Here is a 19,052-nt window from a genome sequence, read left to right as displayed (position 1 = left end):
TCAGGTCCCGGATTTGATTTTGGTCCAGGCCCGCGTGCGCGCCCGTTCGGCATCCCGCGGCAGCGGTTGCAAGGTGTAGAGCGTGCTCATTGCCGCGTCGGTCGGGTACAGGTTCGGGTTGTTGCGGATCGCCGGATCGACCAGGCCGGTGGCGTCCTTGTTCGGGTTTGGATAACCGACAAAATCGCTGACCGGGGCAATCACCGCCGGTTGCAGCAGGTAGTTGATGAAGGTGTAGGCGTCCTCGGTGTTCTTCGCGCCTTTGGGAATCGCGAGCATGTCGAACCAGATCGGCGCGCCTTCGTTGGGCAAGCGCATATCGACCACCACGCCGTTTTTCGCTTCCTTGGCGCGGTTGGCCGCTTGCGAGAAGCTGCCGGAATAACCGACGGCCACGCAGATGTCGCCGTTGGCAATGTCAGCCATGTACTTGGAGGAATGGAAGTACGTCACGTAAGGGCGGATCTTCATCAGCAGCGCTTCGGCCTTGGCGTAATCCGCCGGATTCTTGCTGTTGGGGTCGAGACCGAGGTGTTGCAGAGCCAGCGGCAGAATCTCCGACGGCGAGTCGAGCAGGGCGACGCCGCACTGCTTGAGCTTGCTGATGTTTTCCTCTTTGAAGATCAGGTCCCAACTGTCCACGGGCGCGTTGTCGCCCAGGGCTGCCTTGATCTTGGCCGGGTTGAAACCAATCAGGATGGTGCCGTACATGTACGGCACGGCGAACTTGTTTCCCGGATCATTGGCTTCGATCAGCTTCATCAGTTTCGGATCGAGGTGATTCCAGTTCGGCAGTTTGCTGCGATCCAGCGGCTGGAACACCCCGGCTTCGATCTGCTTGGCGAGGAACACGTTGGACGGCACCACCACGTCATAGCCGGAGTTGCCGGTGAGCAGCTTGGCCTCGAGCGCTTCGTTGGTGTCGAAGATGTCGTAGATCAGTTTGGTCTGGCTGTTCTGTGCCTTGAAGTCGTCCAGCGCCTTGGGCGTGATGTAGTCGAACCAGTTATAGACGCGCAGCGTGCGTTCTTCGGCGTGGGCGCCAGCGCTCAGCAGGGTCGCGCACAGCGCCGAGGCGATCAGTGGCTTTTTCATTGTTCAAAACCTTCCAGCACGTTCACCGCGTTGATGCCGATTTCTTCCACCGCGTAGCCGCCTTCCATGACGAACAGGGTCGGCTTGCCGAGGGCGGCGATGCGTTTGCCCATGGCCAGGTAGTCCGGGCTGTCGAGTTTGAACTGCGAGATCGGGTCGTCCTTGAACGTGTCGACTCCGAGGGAGACGACGATGATGTCCGCGCCGTAACTGTCGATCTCGTCGCAGGCCTGATCCAGCGCCGCGCTCCACACATCCCAGCCGGAACCGGCCGGCAGCGGATAGTTGAAATTGAAACCTTCACCGGCGCCTTCGCCGCGCTCGTCGTCGTAACCGAGGAAGAATGGAAACTCCGCTTCTGGATGGCCGTGGATCGAAGTGAACAGCACGTCGCTGCGTTCGTAGAAAATCGACTGGGTGCCGTTGCCATGGTGGTAGTCGACGTCGAGGATCGCGACCTTCTGGTGGCCCTGATCGAGGAAGGCCTGCGCGGCTATCGCGGCGTTGTTGAGGTAGCAATATCCGCCCATCAAATCACTGGCGGCGTGATGTCCCGGCGGACGACAGAGGGCGAAGGCTGCGCGTGCGCCACCCTGGATTTCAGCTTGCGCGGTGAGCGCCACTTGCGCCGCGCTGTAGGCTGCTTGCCAAGTGCCGGCGGTAATCGGCGCGCCGCCGTCGAAGCTGTAATAACCGAGCTGGCCATGCAGGCTGGTCGGTTTGATCGCACGCAGCGTGCGCGCCGGCCAGGTGTAGGGCAGCAAGTCGCCGTCAGTGTTGAACTCGGTCCAGCGCTGCCATGCACCTTTGAAAAACTTCAGATAGTCGCGGCTGTGAATGCGCGCAATCGGCTCCAGGCCGAAATCCTTCGGCGCTTCGACCGCACCGAGGTTTTGCTTGTGCACGCGTTGCAGCACATGGTCGGCACGCGACGGCATCTCGAAGCACGGCTTGAGCTGGCCATCGATGAGTTCGCAGCGGCCATGGTGCAAGTGGTGATCGTCTGAGTAGATCGTCAGCATTTGTTGTTCTCCGCAAGGCTGATTCGGTGACGTCCAGTGTTGCGGCGCAACTTGAAACGGAGAACGTCGAGAGCGGCCAAAAGGGGATCGATATGGCCAAAACCTCTGACCGCAATTCGCCCCTTGTTCATGCAGGCTCATGCCTGGAGCAGACATCAATGCGGTCTGAACTGACTCGGCGCCACGCCACTCCAGCGCACAAACGCATGGCGGAAACTCGCGGTCTCGCTGAAGCCCAGCGTCTCGGCGATCCGATAGATCGGCAACTGGTCTTCACACAGCATCTGCTTGGCCCGTTCGAAGCGCAGTTCATCGAGCAGTTCCTGATAGCTGCTGCCCATGTCTTTCAAATGCCGGCGCAGGGTGCGCGGTGAGCACTTCATCTGCTGTGCCAGACCTTCCAGTCCCGGCGCGGCATTCAATTGTGCGCTGAGCAACTGCCGAATCCGCCCCAGCCAGGCTTGGCGTCCGGTGAACTCCAGATTCTGTTTGCGGCAACGTTCGGCCATGGCCTGATGGGTGATCGCGTCGGCCAGCGGCAGCGGCCGATCGAGCCAGTGGCGGTCGAAGGCGAAGGCGTTGTCCTTGGCCGAAAAGTGCAGCGGCGAGTCGAAAGGCTCGGCGTAGCTGGCGCGATAGTCCGGCGCTGCATGTTCAAAGCGCGTGGCGCGCAGCGGCAGCGGATGGCCGAGCAAGTCGTCGCAGATGACTTTCAGTGACACCAGACAGAATTCGGCGTTGAACACCGCCATCGCCGCGCTTTCACGGTAATCAGCAGCGACGAACCAGACCTGCTCGCCATCGTCTTCCAGGCTCAGTTCGAACAACGTGCCCAACAGCGCCGGATAACGGATTGCCAGCCGCAAAGCGTCACCGAAGGTGGCACAGGTCAGCAGGGCGTAACCGAGCATGCCGTAACAGGACACGTGCATGCGCCGGCCCAACTCAAGGCCGATGTCACGTTTGAGCGCGACTGCGTTGGTGCAGACCTGCATCTCTTGATGGGTGGTGATGCGCGTATCGGCACGCTGCAGATCCGCCGCCACGATGCCGCTGCCAGCCAGCAGCGCCTCGCTCGACAGGCCTTCGGCCTTGAACGTGTTGAGGATCAGCGAGACCGCGTTGAGGGTGGTGAGGTGGGAGTGGAGCATGGGATCTTCCAGCCTGGAGGTGGCTGGAACGCAGCAAGTTGCATGCCGCAGGCCCTCACCCCAGCCCTCTCCCAGAGGGAGAGGGGGCCGAACGGGGGATATTGCAGAAATACACCGACGTGAGACACCGCCGCCGAATCCATAATCGACACTGTTTATCAGGTCGGTGTATAGCGCAGGACACTACGATCAGTTCCCTCTCCCTCTGGGAGAGGGTTAGGGTGAGGGGCAATCCAGCGCCGTGCTCAGATCAACTCACCACACAAATCCAGTTCGATCAATCGACGCACTTCAGCCGTTTCCAGCCCTGCCCCCAGCAAGCCATGCAACTTGCCGAACGCCGCCTCGCGCGTCATGCCGCCACCGGACAACACGCCGACACCCCGCAAGCGGCTGCCAGCCTCGTAGACATCCAGCTCGACCCCACCTTCATGGCATTGCGTCACTGCAACCACCACCACGCCGTTATCCCGTGCGCGGCCAAGGCTGGCGAGGAACTCTGGATTGTCGCTCGGCCCGGTCCCGCTGCCGTAGCATTCCAGCACCAGACCTTGAATGCCGCTGTCGAGCAGACCGTCGAGAACCTCGGCACTGATCCCGGGAAACAGCGGCAACACCGCCACTTTCGCCAGTTGCTTCGGCTGGTTGTAGTTCAGCGCGACTGGGATCGACGGCGCCTTCACACCACCGCCCTGACGCTCCAGGCGTTTGAACGGATGGCGGCCGAAGCTGCGCACTTTCGCGCAGCGGGTCGGCGCCAGCAGTTCACCGTGGAAGTACAAATGCACGCCCGGCGCCAGGCCCTGGCCGAGGGCGACCAGCGCGCCGCCGAGGTTTTCCCAGGCATCGCTGTCGGTCACGCCCGCCGGCAACATCGAGCCGGTGAAACACACGCGGGCATGCAGGCCGAGCAACTGAAAACTCATCGCCGCCGCGCTGTACGCCAGCGTGTCGGTGCCGTGGAGGATCAGCACGCTGTCGCAGCCTTGCACGTCCACGGCATCGACCACCGCTTCGCGCAGTTGCTGCCAGTAGGCCGGAGTCATGTTGGCGCTGTCGATCAGCGGCGACATTTCCCGAAACTGCCACTGCGGCACTACCAGCTCAGGCTGGCTGTGCAGGTAGTCGCGCATCCGCGCTTCGAAACCGGACGCCGGGGCCAGCCCGTTGGCGCTGGCCTGCATGCCGATGGTGCCACCGGTGTAGAGCACCATGACGTGTTGAGCGGCGGGATAGGTCGACGAGCTCATAGGATTCTCCGAAACGATGAGGGTCTTGTGGGAGCGAGCAGGCTCACTCCTACAAGTTATTGCATCACAATAACTGACGGGCGCAGGGGATGCGCCCGTCATTCACCTGTCAGCGTTGCGCTGCAGGTACGCCTTGCGGCGCGGTATCAGTCTGGCCCGCCGCTGCTGGCGGGTTGACCGGCCAGGCGTTGCGATCCAGATCCAGATCGGCGAATTTGCTCGAGTCGAACACTGGCTGTTTGACGCCGGCGCGACGCTGCTCATCGTAGTCGCGCATCACCCGCAGGCCGACCTTGAACAGCATGGCCAGGGCTACGAGGTTGACGAAGGCCAGACAGGTCATGGTGATGTCGGCGAAGGCGAATACCGTCGTCAGGTCCTGCATCGAACCCCACACCACCAGCGCCAGCACAAGGCCGCGGAATAGCATCAGCAGGGCGCGGTTGCGGCTGAGGAACTGCAAGCTGTTCTCGCCCAGGTAGTAGTTGTAGAGGATGCAGGTGAAGACGAACAGTGACAGCGCGACGCTGACGAACATGCGACCCCAGTCACCGACCACGGCAGCCAGCGAGTTCTGGGTCAGGACGATGCCGTCACCTTCGAAGCCCGGGGTGTAGAAGCCCGACAGCAGGATCAGCAGCGCGGTGCAGGTGCAGATCACGAAGGTGTCGAGGAACACGCTGAAAGCCTGGACCACGCCCTGCGCGCCCGGGTGCTTGACGGCGGCCACAGCGGCGACGTTCGGCGCACTGCCCAGGCCCGCTTCGTTGGCGAACACGCCACGCTTCACGCCCATGACAATGGCGCTGCCGAGCAGACCCGCAAAGGCCGGGTCGAGGCCGAAGGCGCTCTTGAAGATGGTTTCCAGCATGGCCGGTACGTGTTCGATCTGGGTGCCGATCACGTACAGGGTCACGCCGATGTAGGCCAGGGTCTTGATCGGTACCAGCAGGTCGGAGACCGAAGCGATGCGCTTGATCCCGCCGATAAAGGTGATGGCCAGCAGCACCGCGAGGACGATCCCGGTGTGTTGTGGGTTGAAGTCAAAGGCGTTCTGCAGCGAGTGGGTCACGGTGTAGGACTGCAGGCCGATGAAGGCGAAGCCGTAGGTGACCAGCAGCAGAACGGAGAAGACTATCGCCATGCCTTTGAGCTTGAGCCCGTGCTGGATGTAATACGCCGGGCCACCACGGTACAGGCCGTCGCCATCGGCGCGCTTGTAGACCTGGGCCAGGGTGCACTCGAAGAAGCTGCTGGACATACCGACCAGCGCGGTCACCCACATCCAGAACACCGCACCCGGACCACCGAGGGTCACGGCGATGCCGACACCGGCAATGTTGCCTGCACCGACGCGGCCGGCGAGGCTGAGCATCAAGGCCTGAAACGAGCTGAGCTGCCCGGCGCTGCCTTTGAGGCTGTCGCGGAACACCGCGAACATGTGGAAGAAGTGACGCAGTTGAACGAAACGCGAGCGAATCGTGAAGTAGCTACCGAGCCCGACAATGAGCACGATCAGTACTTTCCCTGAGAGGAAGTCGTTGATGACTTCGAGCATGGATTTATCCTCGCTGTTTTTTGTGGGTGCAAATGCTGGATCGGAGAAACATCGTGTTACACCGGTCTGCGCGCGGCACGACGGGTGAGGCGAAGGTTTCGTCCCGGATCCATATCGCGGGTTTTGTTATTAGTTCGGGTTTCGCATGGGTTATGGCCTCGTTACCGACGACCGCTCACGCGAAGAGGGGCGGCACTATACCGATCAGTGGCGCGCCCGTCTGCACGGTAGTGGTGCAAGCGACGAAACGAAGCTTTGAAACACTTGGCGTTTGTGGCGAGGGGATTTATCCCCGTTCGGCTGCGAAGCAGTCGTAAACCATTGCACGCGGTGTTTCTGGTACATCCTTATTGTTGGTATCGGGGCCGCTTCGCAGCCCAACGGGGATAAATCCCCTCGCCACAAAGGCTCACCTGCATATTGTTCAGTCCTCTACGTTCGGGTCTCAGGATAAACAGTTAAAAAAAAGGGCTCGGGGACAAAATCCCCAAGCCCTCAAAAGGTGAGAGGTGTCTAGTCCCTCGACCTGGTGAGCGGTGCTACAAGTTCGCGTCGGCTCAGGCTTTGAGCGGAACCAGACGCGGGGCAATCATGTTTTCCGGGCGCAGGATGTCGGCGAGCATGGCTTCGTCGAGCAGACCTTCTTCGCGCACCAGTTCCAGCACGCCGCGGCCGCTTTCTAGAGCGATACGGGCGATGCGGGTGGCGTTTTTGTAGCCGATGTACGGGTTCAGTGCGGTGACCAGACCGATCGAGTGCTCGACCAGTTCGCGGCAGCGCGCTTCGTTGGCGGTGATGCCGACGATGCAGTGCTCGCGCAGCATGTCCATGGCACGTTGCAGCAGGCGGATCGAATCGAGGATCTTGAAGGCGATCAGCGGCTCCATCACGTTCAGTTGCAGCTGGCCGCCTTCGGCTGCCATGGTCAGCGCCAAGTCGTTACCGATGACCTGGAACGCGACCTGGTTCACGGCTTCCGGGATCACCGGGTTGACCTTGCCGGGCATGATCGAGCTGCCTGGCTGACGCGCCGGCAGGTTGATTTCATTGATGCCGGTGCGTGGGCCGCTGGACAGCAGGCGCAGGTCGTTGCAGATCTTCGACAGCTTGACCGCGGTGCGCTTGAGCATGCCGGAGAACAGCACGAAGGCGCCCATGTCGGAGGTCGCTTCGATCAGGTCGGCGGCCGGTACCAGCGGTTGGCCGCTGATCAAAGCCAGACGTTGAACAGCCAGTGCCTGATAACGCGGGTCGGCGTTGATGCCGGTGCCGATCGCGGTGCCGCCGAGGTTGACCTCGGTCAGCAGTTCCGGGGCCAGCGTCTTCAGACGCGCGAGGTCTTCGCCCATGGTGGTGGCGAACGCGCGAAATTCCTGGCCGAGGGTCATCGGCACGGCGTCTTGCAGCTGGGTACGGCCCATTTTCAGGACGTGGTCGAACTCTTTGCCCTTGGCCGCGAACGCCTGGATCAGGCTGTCGAGACTGGCCAGCAGCGCGTCGTGACCGAGCAGCAGACCCAGACGGATCGCCGTCGGGTAGGCGTCGTTGGTCGACTGCGCCATGTTCACGTCGTCGTTCGGGTGCAGGTACTGGTATTCGCCTTTCTCGTGGCCCATCGCTTCCAGAGCAATGTTGGCGATCACTTCGTTGGCGTTCATGTTGGTGGAAGTACCGGCGCCACCTTGAATCATGTCGACCACGAACTCTTCGTGGTAGTCGCCGCGGATCAATCGGGCACAGGCTTCGCTGATGGCAGCGTGCTTGGCTTCGCTCAGGTGACCCAGCTCGCGGTTGGCGTCAGCGGCGGCCTGTTTGACCATCGCCAGGCCCACAACCAGTTTCGGGTAATGCGAAATCGGAACGCCCGAGAGGCGGAAGTTGTTCACCGCTCGCAGGGTCTGGATGCCGTAATACGCATGGGCCGGTACTTCGAGGGCGCCAAGCAGGTCGGTTTCTGTGCGGAAAGATGCAGCGGAGGACATGATAGAAATCATCTCGATAAGGACCCGGTCTGTGCCGGAACGCTGCGAATGCTAGGCTTGTGGGGATTTTTGGGCCAATGCTGTTCAGCACTGCCCTATGCACATTCGGCATAATGCCCATGTGACGCCGTCTGTGCGGCAGACGTGTGACCTGTTTTGGTGCGTGTCCGGGAGGACGTGATGAATCTGGAAAGCAAATGGCTCGAGGACTTCAGTGCCCTGGCCGCCACTCGCAGCTTCTCGCAGGCGGCCGAACGGCGCTTCGTGACCCAGCCGGCGTTCAGTCGGCGGATCCGCAGCCTCGAAGCGGCGCTGGGGCTGACCTTGGTCAATCGCTCGCGCACGCCGGTCGAACTGACGGCGGCGGGGCAGTTGTTTCTGGTGACCGCGCGCACCGTGGTCGAACAGCTCGGCGAAGTGCTGCGCCATCTGCATCATCTGGAAGGCGGGCAGGGCGAGGTGATGCAGGTGGCGGCGGCACACTCGCTGGCGCTGGGCTTTTTTCCGCGCTGGATCGCCCAGTTGCGTAACGAAGGACTGAACATCGCCACGCGGCTGGTGGCGACCAACGTTGGCGACGCCGTGCACGCTTTGCGTGAAGGTGGCTGCGATCTGATGCTGGCGTTCTACGACCCGGATTCGGCGATGCAGATGGACCCGGAAATCTTCCCGTCGCTGCACTTGGGCCAGACCGAAATGCTGCCGGTGTGCGCGGCGGATCTGGATGGCAAACCGCTGTTCGATCTGGAAGGCGAGGCCAGCGTGCCGTTGCTGGCGTACAGCGCCGGGGCGTTTCTCGGCCGTTCGGTGAATGGATTGTTGCGCCAGCGCCAGTTGCGCTTCACCACGATCTACGAAACCGCCATGGCCGACAGCCTGAAAAGCATGGCGCTGGAAGGCCTCGGCATTGCCTGGGTGCCGCAACTGAGCGTACGCGCAGAGCTGGCCCGCGGTGAACTGGTGGTATGCGGCGGCCCGCAGTGGCATGTGCCGCTGGAGATTCGTCTGTACCGCTGCGCCCTGGTACGCAAGGCCAACGTGCGGTTGCTGTGGCGCAAGCTTGAAGGCGGTGCCGCACAAAGCGCTTGAAGCTGATGAAGATCGAATGTGGGAGCGAGCCTGCTCGCGAATGCGGAGTTTCAGGCGCTGAGGTATCGTCTGACGCAACGCTTTCGCGAGCAGGCTCGCTCCCACAGGGGGATTTTTGCGGTGTTCTTTCGCTGACCTCAAGGTCAATAAAACCGGGCGTTTCGCTCATTTGACAGATGGTCGTTTCGGGGGCTGTTTATTGCTTTCTTTGCGGTATACTGCGCGGCCTTCGGCCGGCACGTCCGGCCATTTTTCGTACAATCAAGCCACGCAACCTGCGTGGCTTGTTGTTTTATGACGCGCCTGCGGGCGCTCCAGAGAGAAGAGGCGCGACGATGAGTGCACTGGTTGGCGTGATCATGGGCTCCAAGTCCGATTGGTCCACCCTTAGCCACACCGCCGATATGCTGGAAAAGCTCGGCATCCCGTACGAGGTCAAGGTGGTTTCCGCCCACCGCACCCCGGATCTGCTGTTCCAGTACGCCGAAGAGGCTGAAAGCCGCGGCATCGAGGTGATCATCGCCGGTGCCGGTGGCGCAGCCCACTTGCCAGGCATGTGTGCGGCCAAGACCCACCTGCCGGTGCTGGGCGTGCCGGTGCAGTCGGCCATGCTCTCGGGCGTCGATTCGCTGCTGTCGATCGTGCAGATGCCGGCCGGCATTCCGGTCGCCACCCTGGCCATCGGCAAGGCCGGCGCAATCAATGCCGCTCTGCTCTCGGCGAGCATCCTCGGCGCCAAGCACCCGCAATTTCACGCGGTACTGAAAACCTTCCGTGCCGAGCAGACAGACAGCGTCCTGGACAATCCAGACCCACGTATTGCCTGAGGTTGTTGAGATGAAGATCGGTGTAATCGGTGGCGGCCAGTTGGGTCGCATGTTGGCCCTGGCGGGGACTCCGCTGGGCATGAACTTCGCTTTTCTCGACCCTGCGCCGGACGCCTGTGCGGCCGCGCTGGGCGAACACCTGCGGGCCGATTACGGCGATCAGGATCATCTGCGCCAACTGGCCGACGAAGTCGATCTGGTGACCTTCGAATTCGAAAGCGTCCCGGCCGAAACCGTGACGTTTCTTTCGCAATTCGTGCCGGTCTACCCGAGCGCCGAAGCCCTGCGCATTGCTCGTGACCGCTGGTTCGAAAAGAGCATGTTCAAAGACCTCGGCATTCCGACCCCGGCCTTCGCCGACATCCAGTCGCAAGCCGACCTGGACGCCGCCGTCGCTTCCATCGGTCTGCCGGCCGTGCTGAAAACCCGCACCCTGGGTTATGACGGCAAGGGCCAGAAAGTCCTGCGCAAGCCGGAAGATGTTGCCGGTACGTTCGCCGAACTGGGCAGCGTTGCCTGCCTGCTGGAGGGCTTCGTGCCATTCACCGGCGAAGTGTCGCTGATCGCCGTGCGTGCCCGCGATGGTGAAACGAAGTTCTATCCGCTGGTGCACAACACCCACGACAGCGGCATCCTCAAGCTGTCGGTAGCCAGCACCGATCACCCGTTGCAGGCGCTGGCCGAAGATTATTCCAGCCGTGTGCTCAAGCACCTCGACTACGTCGGCGTGATGGCTTTCGAGTTCTTCGAAGTCGACGGTGGCCTGAAAGCCAACGAAATCGCCCCGCGCGTGCACAACTCCGGGCACTGGACCACCGAAGGTGCCGAGTGCAGCCAGTTCGAAAACCACCTGCGTGCCGTCGCCGGCCTGCCGCTGGGTTCGACCGCCAAGGTCGGTGAGAGCGCGATGCTCAACTTCATCGGCGTAGTGCCGCCGGTGGAAAAAGTCATCGCCATCGAAGACTGCCATCTGCATCACTACGGCAAAGCTTTCAAGGCCGGACGCAAGGTCGGCCATGCCAACCTGCGCTGCGCCGACATGGCCACGCTGCAAGCGCAGATCATCAAGGTCCAAGCGCTGATCGCCGAGTAAACCAGTTTCATGTGCCAGCGGCGGAACCATTCAGGGGCCGCCGTTCTCTCATGGCAGGATGCCAAAGTCTGTCTAGGCTTTGGCATATCTACCAAATCAGAGGGAAATGCCATGGGAATTATCGGAACCATCTTTATCGGCTTGATCGTCGGCCTGCTGGCTCGGTTCCTGAAACCGGGCGATGACAGCATGGGCTGGATCATGACCATCCTGCTCGGTATCGGCGGTTCGCTGGCGGCCACCTACGGCGGCCAGGCTCTGGGCATCTATCAGGCGGGCGAGGGCGCGGGTTTCCTCGGCGCACTGGTCGGCGCTGTCGTGTTGCTGGTGATCTACGGTCTGATCAAAAAGAACTGATCGAAAGCGACAAAGCCCTCTCGGCCATCACGGCCGGGAGGGCTAGAATGCGCGGCGACTCACCGTCCATTCCTTTGCCTGCCGAGCACCTTCATGCGCCGTCTTCTGTTGACTCTCCTCTTGCTGGGCAGCAGTCTCGCCCACGCCGGCGAACTGCCGGAAACCGACTGGCTGGAACTGATGCCCAAGTCGGATCAAAAGGCTCTCGAGGCCATGCCGGAAATCGACCACAACTCCCCCGAAGCCACCGGCACCTTCACCGAGAGGGGCGGGATGAAGCAGGCCAAAGGTCTGCCAGCGGTGATGTATTCGACGAAAACCGTGGCGTCGATGAACGACAAGCACATCCGCATCGGTGGTTACCCGGTGCCGCTGGAATCCGATGCCAAGGGCCGCAGCACGTTGTTCTTCCTCGTGCCGTATCCGGGCGCCTGCATCCACGTACCGCCACCGCCGCCCAATCAATTGGTGCTGGTGCGATATCCGAAGGGTTTGAAGCTGGACGATATCTACACACCGCTGTGGGTGACCGGCACACTGAAAATCGAGAAGGTCAGCAATGACCTCGCTGATGCGGCGTATGCGCTGGAGGCGGAGAAGGTGCGGGTGGTGCAGGAATCTGACCTCTAAAGCGCGCCGCACATAAATTTAGGAGCGAGCCTTTTTGGTGAGGGGATTTATCTGTGGTGAAGGGATTTATCTGTGGCGAGGGGATTTATCCCCGCTGGACTGCGCAGCAGGCCCCAGCTTTTGATTTAGAAAAAGCGGGGGCCGCTGCGCGACCCAGCGGGGATAAACCCCCTCGCCACAGGGCTCTTTGCCCTTTTGTATGGCGCTAGAGCTTAGAGCGGCGTAGCAGCTACGCTGACACCCATCGTATGGCTCGCACCCGGCGCCAGGGTCACCAGATCATCCATCACATTCGCCGTTTCGATGCACAGCATGCGCTGCCAGCCATCGTTGTCCATGTCCGGCAGAGCGGCGGCGCGGTCGATCCACGGGTTCCAGATCACCGCCGTGCGCGAGCCGGTAGAGGTCAGCACGATGCGTCGTTCCCACGTCGGATCAACGATGCTCAATTGCGGCGGAACGTCGAGGTAGATGCGGTCGGTCTCGCCGGCGAAATGCAGATCGCCGCTCTGGCTGGCCGTGTTCCAGTCATCCAGGGTCTCGATGTAGTTGAGCCCGGCCACGCCGTCGACATGCACATTACGCACGTCACTCACGACGAAATAGGTGTGCAGCGCCTGACTCAGCGTGACGGTGTCAGTACCACGGTTATGGCTGGTCAGGCTGTAATGCAGTTGATCCGCCAGATGCAGGGTCAGGGTCAGGTCGACTTCGTGGGGCCAGCCCGGCAGGCCTCCTTCCGGGTAGGGCAGCTTGAACTCGACCTTGATGCCGTCAGCCTCTGACTCGATGTTGCCCAACTGCCAATCCATCGCCCGCACCAGACCGTGCGCGGGGGCCGGTTGCGCGCCGGTGTACATGGCCTGCACGCTGCTCGGGTTGCGTTCGAATTTGCCGAACCACGGCCAGCACACCGGCACGCCGGCGCGGATGCTTTTGCCGGTCTTGAACTCGGCCTTGTCGTTGAGCCAGATGATCGGCGGCTGGCCGTCGATCTGATAACTGAGGATGTGCGCGCCTTGCTGGGCCACCAGCACTTCGGCCTTGCCGTGGCGGATGCGCCAGCAGTTCAGTTCATCCTGTTTCACGGCTTCAACGTTGGGCGTGTTCATGGGCAACTCTCGATCAGACACTGGGGACGACTATCGACCGCAAAACGGCCGCGAGGTTTAACGCGCGCGTGGCGGCACCGAACGGGTGCGACCGCTGCCGTCGATGGCGACGAAAACGAAAACCGCTTCGGTGACCTTGCGCCATTCACTGGACAGTGGGTCATCGCTCCACACTTCGACCATCATCTGGATCGAGCTGCGGCCGATTTCCAGGGTCTGGGTATAAAAGGACAACTGCGCGCCGACGGCGACCGGGACGAGAAACGCCATGCGGTCGATGGCGACAGTGGCAACGCGGCCGCCGGCCACCCGGCTGGCCATGGCAGTGCCGGCCAGATCCATCTGCGAGACCAGCCAGCCGCCGAAAATATCGCCAAAGCCGTTGGTTTCGCGGGGAAGTGCGGTGATTTGCAGGGCCAGGTCGCCCTGTGGGATCGGATCTTCTTGTTCGAGCTCTATCATGCCGAGGGGCCTCTGACCCGTGACTCTTCGTGGGTATTGCGGGTGGTAGCCGTCTTCAAGAAAAACGATTCAACACCGAACACACTGCGTTCGTCACGTTTTCCATCAGGCGCCTAAAGGGAAACTCTGCGAAAAAGGCTAAATCCCGAGCAAAGGACGGGCCAACAACGTTTTCGCACAGCAACCTCTTACAAATCCTGCGCTGGTGGCGAGTATATCGGTCGATAGACCCCGCGACGACCACCCGGTTCTGATTTCGACCGTCAATTACGCGCCTCTATGTGCTTTTTCGAACAATTTGCTATGGTGCCGAACCTGTCCGAGCCACCGCCAGCGTTGTTGTGGCGACAGATTCGACTATAAGAGAAGCCCTTGCCATGACCACAGCGCCTTCGAGCCTCGCGCAGCCCGAGCAACCCGCACGACCGTTGACCCGCAATGACTACAAGACTCTGTCGCTGTCCGCCCTCGGCGGGGCGCTGGAGTTCTACGATTTCATCATCTTCGTCTTCTTCGCCACCGTCGTCGGCAAGCTGTTCTTCCCGGCCGACATGCCCGAGTGGCTGCGCTTGATGCAGACCTTCGGCATCTTTGCTGCCGGCTATCTGGCGCGCCCTTTGGGCGGCATCGTCATGGCGCACTTCGGTGACCTGCTGGGGCGCAAGAAGATGTTCACCCTGAGCATTTTCATGATGGCCGTGCCGACGCTGATCATGGGCCTGCTGCCGACCTACGCGCAGATCGGCATCTGGGCGCCGATCCTTTTGCTGCTGATGCGGGTGATCCAGGGCGCGGCGATTGGCGGCGAAGTGCCGGGGGCGTGGGTCTTCGTTTCCGAACACGTACCGCAAAAGCACATCGGTTATGCCTGCGGCACGCTCACCAGTGGCCTGACTGCCGGCATCCTCCTCGGCTCGCTGGTCGCCACGGCGATCAACAGCATTTATACGCCAGCCGAAGTGTCGGATTACGCCTGGCGGATCCCGTTCCTGCTCGGCGGCGTGTTCGGCCTGTTCTCTGTGTACCTGCGCCGCTGGCTGCACGAAACTCCGGTGTTCGCCGAACTGCAATTGCGCAAGGCGCTGGCCGAAGAAGTGCCGTTGCGCGCGGTGCTGCGTGATCATCGCGGCGCCATCGCCATTTCGATGCTGCTGACCTGGCTGCTGTCGGCCGGCGTCGTCGTAGTGATCCTGATGACCCCGACCGTGCTGCAAACGGTCTACCACTTCTCGCCGACCACGGCCCTGCAGGCCAACAGCCTGGCCATCGTGTTCCTCAGCCTCGGCTGCATTGGCGCCGGCGCGCTGGCCGATCGCTTCGGCGCCGGTCGCGTCTTCGTCTTTGGCTGCCTCGGTCTGCTGATCAGCTCCTGGACCTTCTACCACAGCCTCGCCGACCACCCGGACTGGCTGTTCCCGCTGTACGCATTGACCGGTTTGCTGGTCGGCACCATCGGCGCGGTGCCGTACGTGATGGTGAAGGCGTTCCCGCCGGTGGTTCGCTTCAGTGGCTTGTCGTTCTCGTACAACGTCGCGTACGCGATCTTCGGTGGCCTGACGCCGATGGTGGTGAGCCTGCTGCTCAAGGAAAGCGCGATGGGACCGGCTTACTATGTAGCGGTGTTGTGCGGCGTGGGGATGGTGGTCGGTGCGTGGCTCTGGAAAAACGGCCGCTGATTAACGGCTGATCGTTCCCACGCTCTGCGTGGGAATGCATCCCGTGACGCTCTGCGTCACCTCTGGAAGCGGACGCGGAGCGTCCCTGGCGGCATTCCCACGCGGAGCGTGGGAACGATCTGTCGCGACATACTGGCCTTTCATCCAATTGTCATATTTCAGCCATAGAGTGTTCACATGGCCTGCTGATACTTGGCCCCGACTTAACACACCCTATCTGCTAGGAGTAAGGCATGAAACTGAAGCGTTTGATGGCGGCAATGACTTTTGTCGCTGCTGGCGTTGCGACTGCTAACGCGTTCGCCGCTGTTGACCCTGCTATCCCGAGCTACACCAAGACCACTGGTGTGTCGGGCAACCTGTCCAGCGTCGGTTCCGATACCCTGGCCAACCTCATGACCCTGTGGGCTGAGAACTACAAAAAAGAATACCCGAACGTCAACATCCAGATTCAGGCTGCCGGTTCTTCCACCGCGCCACCTGCACTCACCGAAGGCACCGCCAACCTGGGCCCGATGAGCCGCAAGATGAAGGACAACGAGCTGCAGGCTTTCGAACAGAAGTACGGCTACAAGCCGACGGCAATCCCGGTTGCCGTGGATGCCCTGGCGGTGTTCGTGCACAAGGACAACCCGATCAAGCACCTGACCATGGCTCAGGTCGATGCGATCTTCTCCTCGACGCGCCTGTGCGGTGCCAAAGCTGACGTCAAGACCTGGGGTGACCTGGGCGTGACCGGTGACCTGGCCAACAAGCCAGTCCAGCTGTTCGGTCGTAACTCGGTGTCCGGCACCTACGGCTACTTCAAGGAAGAAGCCCTGTGCAAAGGCGACTACAAGCCTAACGTCAACGAACAACCAGGTTCGGCGTCGGTGGTGCAGTCGATCAGCAGCTCGCTTAACGGCGTCGGCTACTCGGGCATCGGCTACAAGACCGCCAGCGTGAAAACCGTCGCCCTGGCCAAGAAAGAAGGCGGCGAGTTCATCGAAGACACCGAAGAAAACGCCCTGAACGGCAAGTATCCGCTGTCGCGCTTCCTCTACGTTTACGTCAACAAAGCCCCGAACAAGCCTCTGGCCCCGCTGGAAGCCGAGTTCGTGAAGCTGGTGCTGTCGAAGCAGGGCCAGGAAGTGGTAGTGAAAGACGGCTACATCCCGCTGCCAGCCAAGGTTGCCGCCAAGGCACTGGCTGACCTCGGTCTGCAGGAAGGCGGCGCTGTCGCCAAGAAGTAACACCCTGAGGCCGGCCTGAAGCCGGACTCCTGTGGGAGCGAGCCTGCTCGCGAAGGGGTGGTCACATGCAGCATCGATGTGACTGACCCGGCGCCTTGACGAGCAGACGCGCTCCTGCAACCACCAAATTTTCGACTCCGCTGCCGGACTTCCGGCTGGCGGATTTGCTGCGTCACTGCACTGTCATCTTTCTGTCATACAGGATCGCTAGGGTGTGCGCATGAATGATCTGGCCAATTCCCCAATGACTACGTCTTCCCCTCCCAAGCGCATTGATTTCAATACGCCTGAGCTGCAACGCAAGCGCCGCATCCGCGCGCTCAAGGATCGCTTCACCCGTTGGTACGTCCTCGTTGGCGGCCTGGCGGTGCTGGCGGCCATCACCCTGATCTTCTTCTTCCTCGCCTACGTCGTTGCGCCACTGTTTCAAGGCGCCGACCTGACCGCGAAAGACTCGATCACCCCGGCCTGGATGCAGGACGCGGGCAAGCCCCTGATGATCTCGCTCGAAGAGCAGAATCAGGTGGCCATGCGTGTATCCGACAAGGGCCAGGCGCTGTTCTTCGATCTCGACAGTGGCGCTGAATTGAGACGTGTCGATCTGCCGCTGCCTGCGGGCGCTACCGTGACGTCCATTGGCGAAGACCAGCCGGGTCATCCGCTAGTGGCCGTGGGGCTGTCCAATGGTCAGGCGTTGGTGTTCCGTCACACCTATAAAGTCAGCTACCCCGATGGCAAGAAAACCATCAGCCCGGCCATCGAATATCCCTATGGCGAGGCACCGATCGCACTGAACGAAAGCGGCGGCGCGCTGGAGCATGTCAGCCTCAATGCCACCGACTCGACGCTGATGCTGGTCGGCTCCACTGGCTCGCAACTCAACGTGCTTTCGCTGACCAGCGAAGAAAACATGATGACCGGCGAAGTCACCAACGAGCAGACGCGCATCGATCTGCCGCAGATGACCGAGCCGGTGAAAAACATCTTCGTCGACCCGCGCCAGCAGTGGCTGTACGTGGTCAACGGGCGAGCTCAGGCCGACGTGTTCAGCCTGCGCGACAAGAGCCTCAACGGGCGCTACAAACTGCTGGAAAACGCTGACGCCCAAGTCACCGCCACCGCGCAGCTGGTCGGCGGTATTTCGCTGATCGTCGGCGATTCCAAGGGCGGTCTGGCCCAGTGGTTCATGGCTCGCGATACCGATGGCGAGCAGCGTCTGAAGCAGATCCGCACCTTCCAGATGGGCACCACGCCGATCGTTGAAATCGCTGCCGAAGAGCGCCGCAAAGGCTTCCTCGCCCTTGATGCCAGCGGCAAGCTCGGCGTGTTCCACAGCACCGCACACCGCACGTTGCTGGTCGATCAGGTGGTGGATGGCCAAGGCCTGTTCGGTCTGTCGCCGCGCGCCAACCGAGTGATCGTCGAAGCCGACGGCAAGCTGCAACCGCTGCTGCTCGACAACCCGCACCCGGAAGTATCGTGGAGCGCGCTGTGGAGCAAGGTCTGGTACGAGAACTACGACGAGCCTAAATATGTCTGGCAGTCGACCGCCGCCAACACCGATTTCGAACCGAAACTGAGCCTCTCGCCGCTGACCTTCGGCACCCTGAAAGCCGCGTTCTACGCCATGCTGCTGGCGGCGCCACTGGCCGTCGCTGCGGCGATCTACACCGCGTACTTCATGGCCCCGGGCATGCGCCGCAAGGTCAAACCGGTGATCGAACTGATGGAAGCGATGCCGACGGTGATCCTCGGTTTCTTCGCCGGCCTGTTCCTCGCGCCGTATGTAGAAGGCCATCTGCCGGGCATCTTCAGCCTGCTGATGTTGCTGCCGATCGGCATTCTGGTCGCCGGTTTCACCTTCAGTCGTCTGCCCGAATCGATCCGCCTGAAAGTCCCGGACGGTTGGGAAAGTGCTCTGCTGATTCCGGTGATCCTGTTTGTGGGCTGGCTGTCGCTGTACATGAGTCCGTTCATGGAGAACTGGTTCTTCGGTGGCGACATGCGCATGTGGATCTCCCACGACCTGGGCATCACCTACGACCAGCGCAACGCTCTGGTGGTCGGTCTGGCCATGGGTTTCGCGGTGATCCCGAACATCTACTCGATCGCCGAAGACGCCGTGTTCAGCGTGCCGCGCGGTCTGACCCTGGGATCGCTGGCCCTCGGTGCGACGCCATGGCAGACCATGACCCGCGTGGTGATCCTGACCGCCAGCCCGGGGATTTTTTCGGCGCTGATGATCGGCATGGGCCGTGCGGTCGGCGAAACCATGATCGTGCTGATGGCCACCGGCAACACCCCGGTCATGGAGATGAACCTGTTCGAAGGCCTGCGCACCCTGGCCGCCAACGTCGCGGTGGAAATGCCCGAGTCGGAGGTCGGTGGCAGCCACTACCGCGTGCTGTTCCTCTCGGCGCTGGTGCTGCTGCTGTTCACCTTCGTCATGAACACCCTGGCAGAACTGATTCGTCAGCGTCTGCGCAAGAAATACTCGTCGCTTTAAGCAAAGGTAG

General features: G+C 61.5%; 16 protein-coding genes. 8 read left to right on the top strand and 8 right to left on the bottom strand.

The annotated features are described in order from the left end of the window. From OC605_RS07730 to aspA, 6 genes are all read right to left on the bottom strand, one after another. On the bottom strand, window positions 1-1,095 hold the full coding sequence (locus tag OC605_RS07730) for a polyamine ABC transporter substrate-binding protein (protein WP_262136623.1): 1,095 nt from the start codon (window positions 1,093-1,095) through the stop codon (window positions 1-3). Further along, complete coding sequence (locus OC605_RS07725) at window positions 1,092-2,117, bottom strand: histone deacetylase family protein (RefSeq protein WP_262136622.1); 1,026 nt, start codon at window positions 2,115-2,117, stop codon at window positions 1,092-1,094. The genes OC605_RS07730 and OC605_RS07725 overlap by 4 nt, the downstream gene beginning before the upstream one ends. A 155-nt stretch (window positions 2,118-2,272) precedes the next feature. Then, entirely contained in the window at window positions 2,273-3,268 is a 996-nt protein-coding gene (locus OC605_RS07720) for an AraC family transcriptional regulator (protein ID WP_122612781.1), read from the bottom strand. A gap of 245 nt (window positions 3,269-3,513) precedes the next feature. After that, the gene (locus tag OC605_RS07715; protein WP_073470874.1) at window positions 3,514-4,518 is read right to left on the bottom strand and encodes an asparaginase; all 1,005 of its coding nucleotides are present in this window, start codon (window positions 4,516-4,518) and stop codon (window positions 3,514-3,516) included. A 109-nt stretch (window positions 4,519-4,627) separates the two neighbouring features. Further along, complete coding sequence (locus tag OC605_RS07710; RefSeq protein WP_133335588.1) at window positions 4,628-6,076, bottom strand: alanine/glycine:cation symporter family protein; 1,449 nt, start codon at window positions 6,074-6,076, stop codon at window positions 4,628-4,630. Window positions 6,077-6,633: 557 nt separating this feature from the next. After that, window positions 6,634-8,058: an aspartate ammonia-lyase gene (aspA, locus tag OC605_RS07705; protein ID WP_016772472.1), complete on the bottom strand. Its 1,425-nt coding sequence runs from the start codon at window positions 8,056-8,058 to the stop codon at window positions 6,634-6,636. 180 nt (window positions 8,059-8,238) lie between these two features. Here aspA and OC605_RS07700 point away from each other — a divergent pair, with 180 nt between their 5' ends. From OC605_RS07700 to OC605_RS07680, 5 genes are all read left to right on the top strand, one after another. Continuing rightward, complete coding sequence (locus OC605_RS07700) at window positions 8,239-9,147, top strand: LysR substrate-binding domain-containing protein (RefSeq protein WP_024014837.1); 909 nt, start codon at window positions 8,239-8,241, stop codon at window positions 9,145-9,147. A 335-nt stretch (window positions 9,148-9,482) separates the two neighbouring features. Continuing rightward, entirely contained in the window at window positions 9,483-9,974 is a 492-nt protein-coding gene (purE, locus tag OC605_RS07695; RefSeq protein WP_007920220.1) for a 5-(carboxyamino)imidazole ribonucleotide mutase, read from the top strand. Window positions 9,975-9,984: 10 nt separating this feature from the next. Next, the gene (locus OC605_RS07690) at window positions 9,985-11,067 is read left to right on the top strand and encodes a 5-(carboxyamino)imidazole ribonucleotide synthase (RefSeq protein ID WP_262136621.1); all 1,083 of its coding nucleotides are present in this window, start codon (window positions 9,985-9,987) and stop codon (window positions 11,065-11,067) included. 111 nt (window positions 11,068-11,178) lie between these two features. Continuing rightward, window positions 11,179-11,424, top strand: coding sequence for a GlsB/YeaQ/YmgE family stress response membrane protein (locus OC605_RS07685; RefSeq protein ID WP_016772475.1), 246 nt, complete (start codon window positions 11,179-11,181; stop codon window positions 11,422-11,424). A gap of 93 nt (window positions 11,425-11,517) precedes the next feature. After that, complete coding sequence (locus OC605_RS07680; protein WP_262136620.1) at window positions 11,518-12,054, top strand: DUF3299 domain-containing protein; 537 nt, start codon at window positions 11,518-11,520, stop codon at window positions 12,052-12,054. A gap of 212 nt (window positions 12,055-12,266) precedes the next feature. Here the strand turns inward: OC605_RS07680 and OC605_RS07675 are convergent, their stop codons facing one another. Together OC605_RS07675 and OC605_RS07670 are read right to left on the bottom strand one after the other, a co-directional pair. After that, on the bottom strand, window positions 12,267-13,166 hold the full coding sequence (locus OC605_RS07675) for a D-hexose-6-phosphate mutarotase (RefSeq protein ID WP_262136619.1): 900 nt from the start codon (window positions 13,164-13,166) through the stop codon (window positions 12,267-12,269). A gap of 57 nt (window positions 13,167-13,223) precedes the next feature. Beyond that, the gene (locus OC605_RS07670; protein WP_139641270.1) at window positions 13,224-13,628 is read right to left on the bottom strand and encodes an acyl-CoA thioesterase; all 405 of its coding nucleotides are present in this window, start codon (window positions 13,626-13,628) and stop codon (window positions 13,224-13,226) included. 377 nt (window positions 13,629-14,005) lie between these two features. Between OC605_RS07670 and OC605_RS07665 the strand changes: the two genes are divergently transcribed. The 3 genes from OC605_RS07665 to OC605_RS07655 all read left to right on the top strand — a co-directional run bounded on the left by OC605_RS07665 (window position 14,006) and on the right by OC605_RS07655 (window position 19,042). Then, window positions 14,006-15,304, top strand: coding sequence for an MFS transporter (locus OC605_RS07665; RefSeq protein ID WP_129997972.1), 1,299 nt, complete (start codon window positions 14,006-14,008; stop codon window positions 15,302-15,304). A 233-nt stretch (window positions 15,305-15,537) separates the two neighbouring features. Then, entirely contained in the window at window positions 15,538-16,536 is a 999-nt protein-coding gene (locus tag OC605_RS07660) for a phosphate ABC transporter substrate-binding protein PstS (RefSeq protein WP_016772480.1), read from the top strand. Between the two features lie 220 nt (window positions 16,537-16,756). Next, window positions 16,757-19,042, top strand: coding sequence for an ABC transporter permease subunit (locus tag OC605_RS07655; protein WP_186568781.1), 2,286 nt, complete (start codon window positions 16,757-16,759; stop codon window positions 19,040-19,042). Window positions 19,043-19,052 lie beyond the last annotated feature (10 nt).

The sequence above is a fragment of the Pseudomonas sp. Marseille-Q5117 genome (genome assembly GCF_946901175.1).
Lineage (GTDB): Bacteria > Pseudomonadota > Gammaproteobacteria > Pseudomonadales > Pseudomonadaceae > Aquipseudomonas > Aquipseudomonas iranensis.
The sequence above is the reverse complement of the archived record's forward strand: the minus strand, read 5'-3'. Positions and strand labels throughout refer to the sequence as shown.

Bases quoted from the DNA above. Each gene is read 5' to 3' on its own strand.
- OC605_RS07730 (WP_262136623.1), bottom strand. From the start codon at position 1,095: ATGAAAAAGCCACTGATCGCCTCGGCGCTGTGCGCGACCCTGCTGAGC.
- OC605_RS07725 (WP_262136622.1), bottom strand. From the start codon at position 2,117: ATGCTGACGATCTACTCAGACGATCACCACTTGCACCATGGCCGCTGC.
- OC605_RS07720 (WP_122612781.1), bottom strand. From the start codon at position 3,268: ATGCTCCACTCCCACCTCACCACCCTCAACGCGGTCTCGCTGATCCTC.
- OC605_RS07715 (WP_073470874.1), bottom strand. From the start codon at position 4,518: ATGAGCTCGTCGACCTATCCCGCCGCTCAACACGTCATGGTGCTCTAC.
- OC605_RS07710 (WP_133335588.1), bottom strand. From the start codon at position 6,076: ATGCTCGAAGTCATCAACGACTTCCTCTCAGGGAAAGTACTGATCGTG.
- aspA (WP_016772472.1), bottom strand. From the start codon at position 8,058: ATGTCCTCCGCTGCATCTTTCCGCACAGAAACCGACCTGCTTGGCGCC.
- OC605_RS07700 (WP_024014837.1), top strand. From the start codon at position 8,239: ATGAATCTGGAAAGCAAATGGCTCGAGGACTTCAGTGCCCTGGCCGCC.
- purE (WP_007920220.1), top strand. From the start codon at position 9,483: ATGAGTGCACTGGTTGGCGTGATCATGGGCTCCAAGTCCGATTGGTCC.
- OC605_RS07690 (WP_262136621.1), top strand. From the start codon at position 9,985: ATGAAGATCGGTGTAATCGGTGGCGGCCAGTTGGGTCGCATGTTGGCC.
- OC605_RS07685 (WP_016772475.1), top strand. From the start codon at position 11,179: ATGGGAATTATCGGAACCATCTTTATCGGCTTGATCGTCGGCCTGCTG.
- OC605_RS07680 (WP_262136620.1), top strand. From the start codon at position 11,518: ATGCGCCGTCTTCTGTTGACTCTCCTCTTGCTGGGCAGCAGTCTCGCC.
- OC605_RS07675 (WP_262136619.1), bottom strand. From the start codon at position 13,166: ATGAACACGCCCAACGTTGAAGCCGTGAAACAGGATGAACTGAACTGC.
- OC605_RS07670 (WP_139641270.1), bottom strand. From the start codon at position 13,628: ATGATAGAGCTCGAACAAGAAGATCCGATCCCACAGGGCGACCTGGCC.
- OC605_RS07665 (WP_129997972.1), top strand. From the start codon at position 14,006: ATGACCACAGCGCCTTCGAGCCTCGCGCAGCCCGAGCAACCCGCACGA.
- OC605_RS07660 (WP_016772480.1), top strand. From the start codon at position 15,538: ATGAAACTGAAGCGTTTGATGGCGGCAATGACTTTTGTCGCTGCTGGC.
- OC605_RS07655 (WP_186568781.1), top strand. From the start codon at position 16,757: ATGAATGATCTGGCCAATTCCCCAATGACTACGTCTTCCCCTCCCAAG.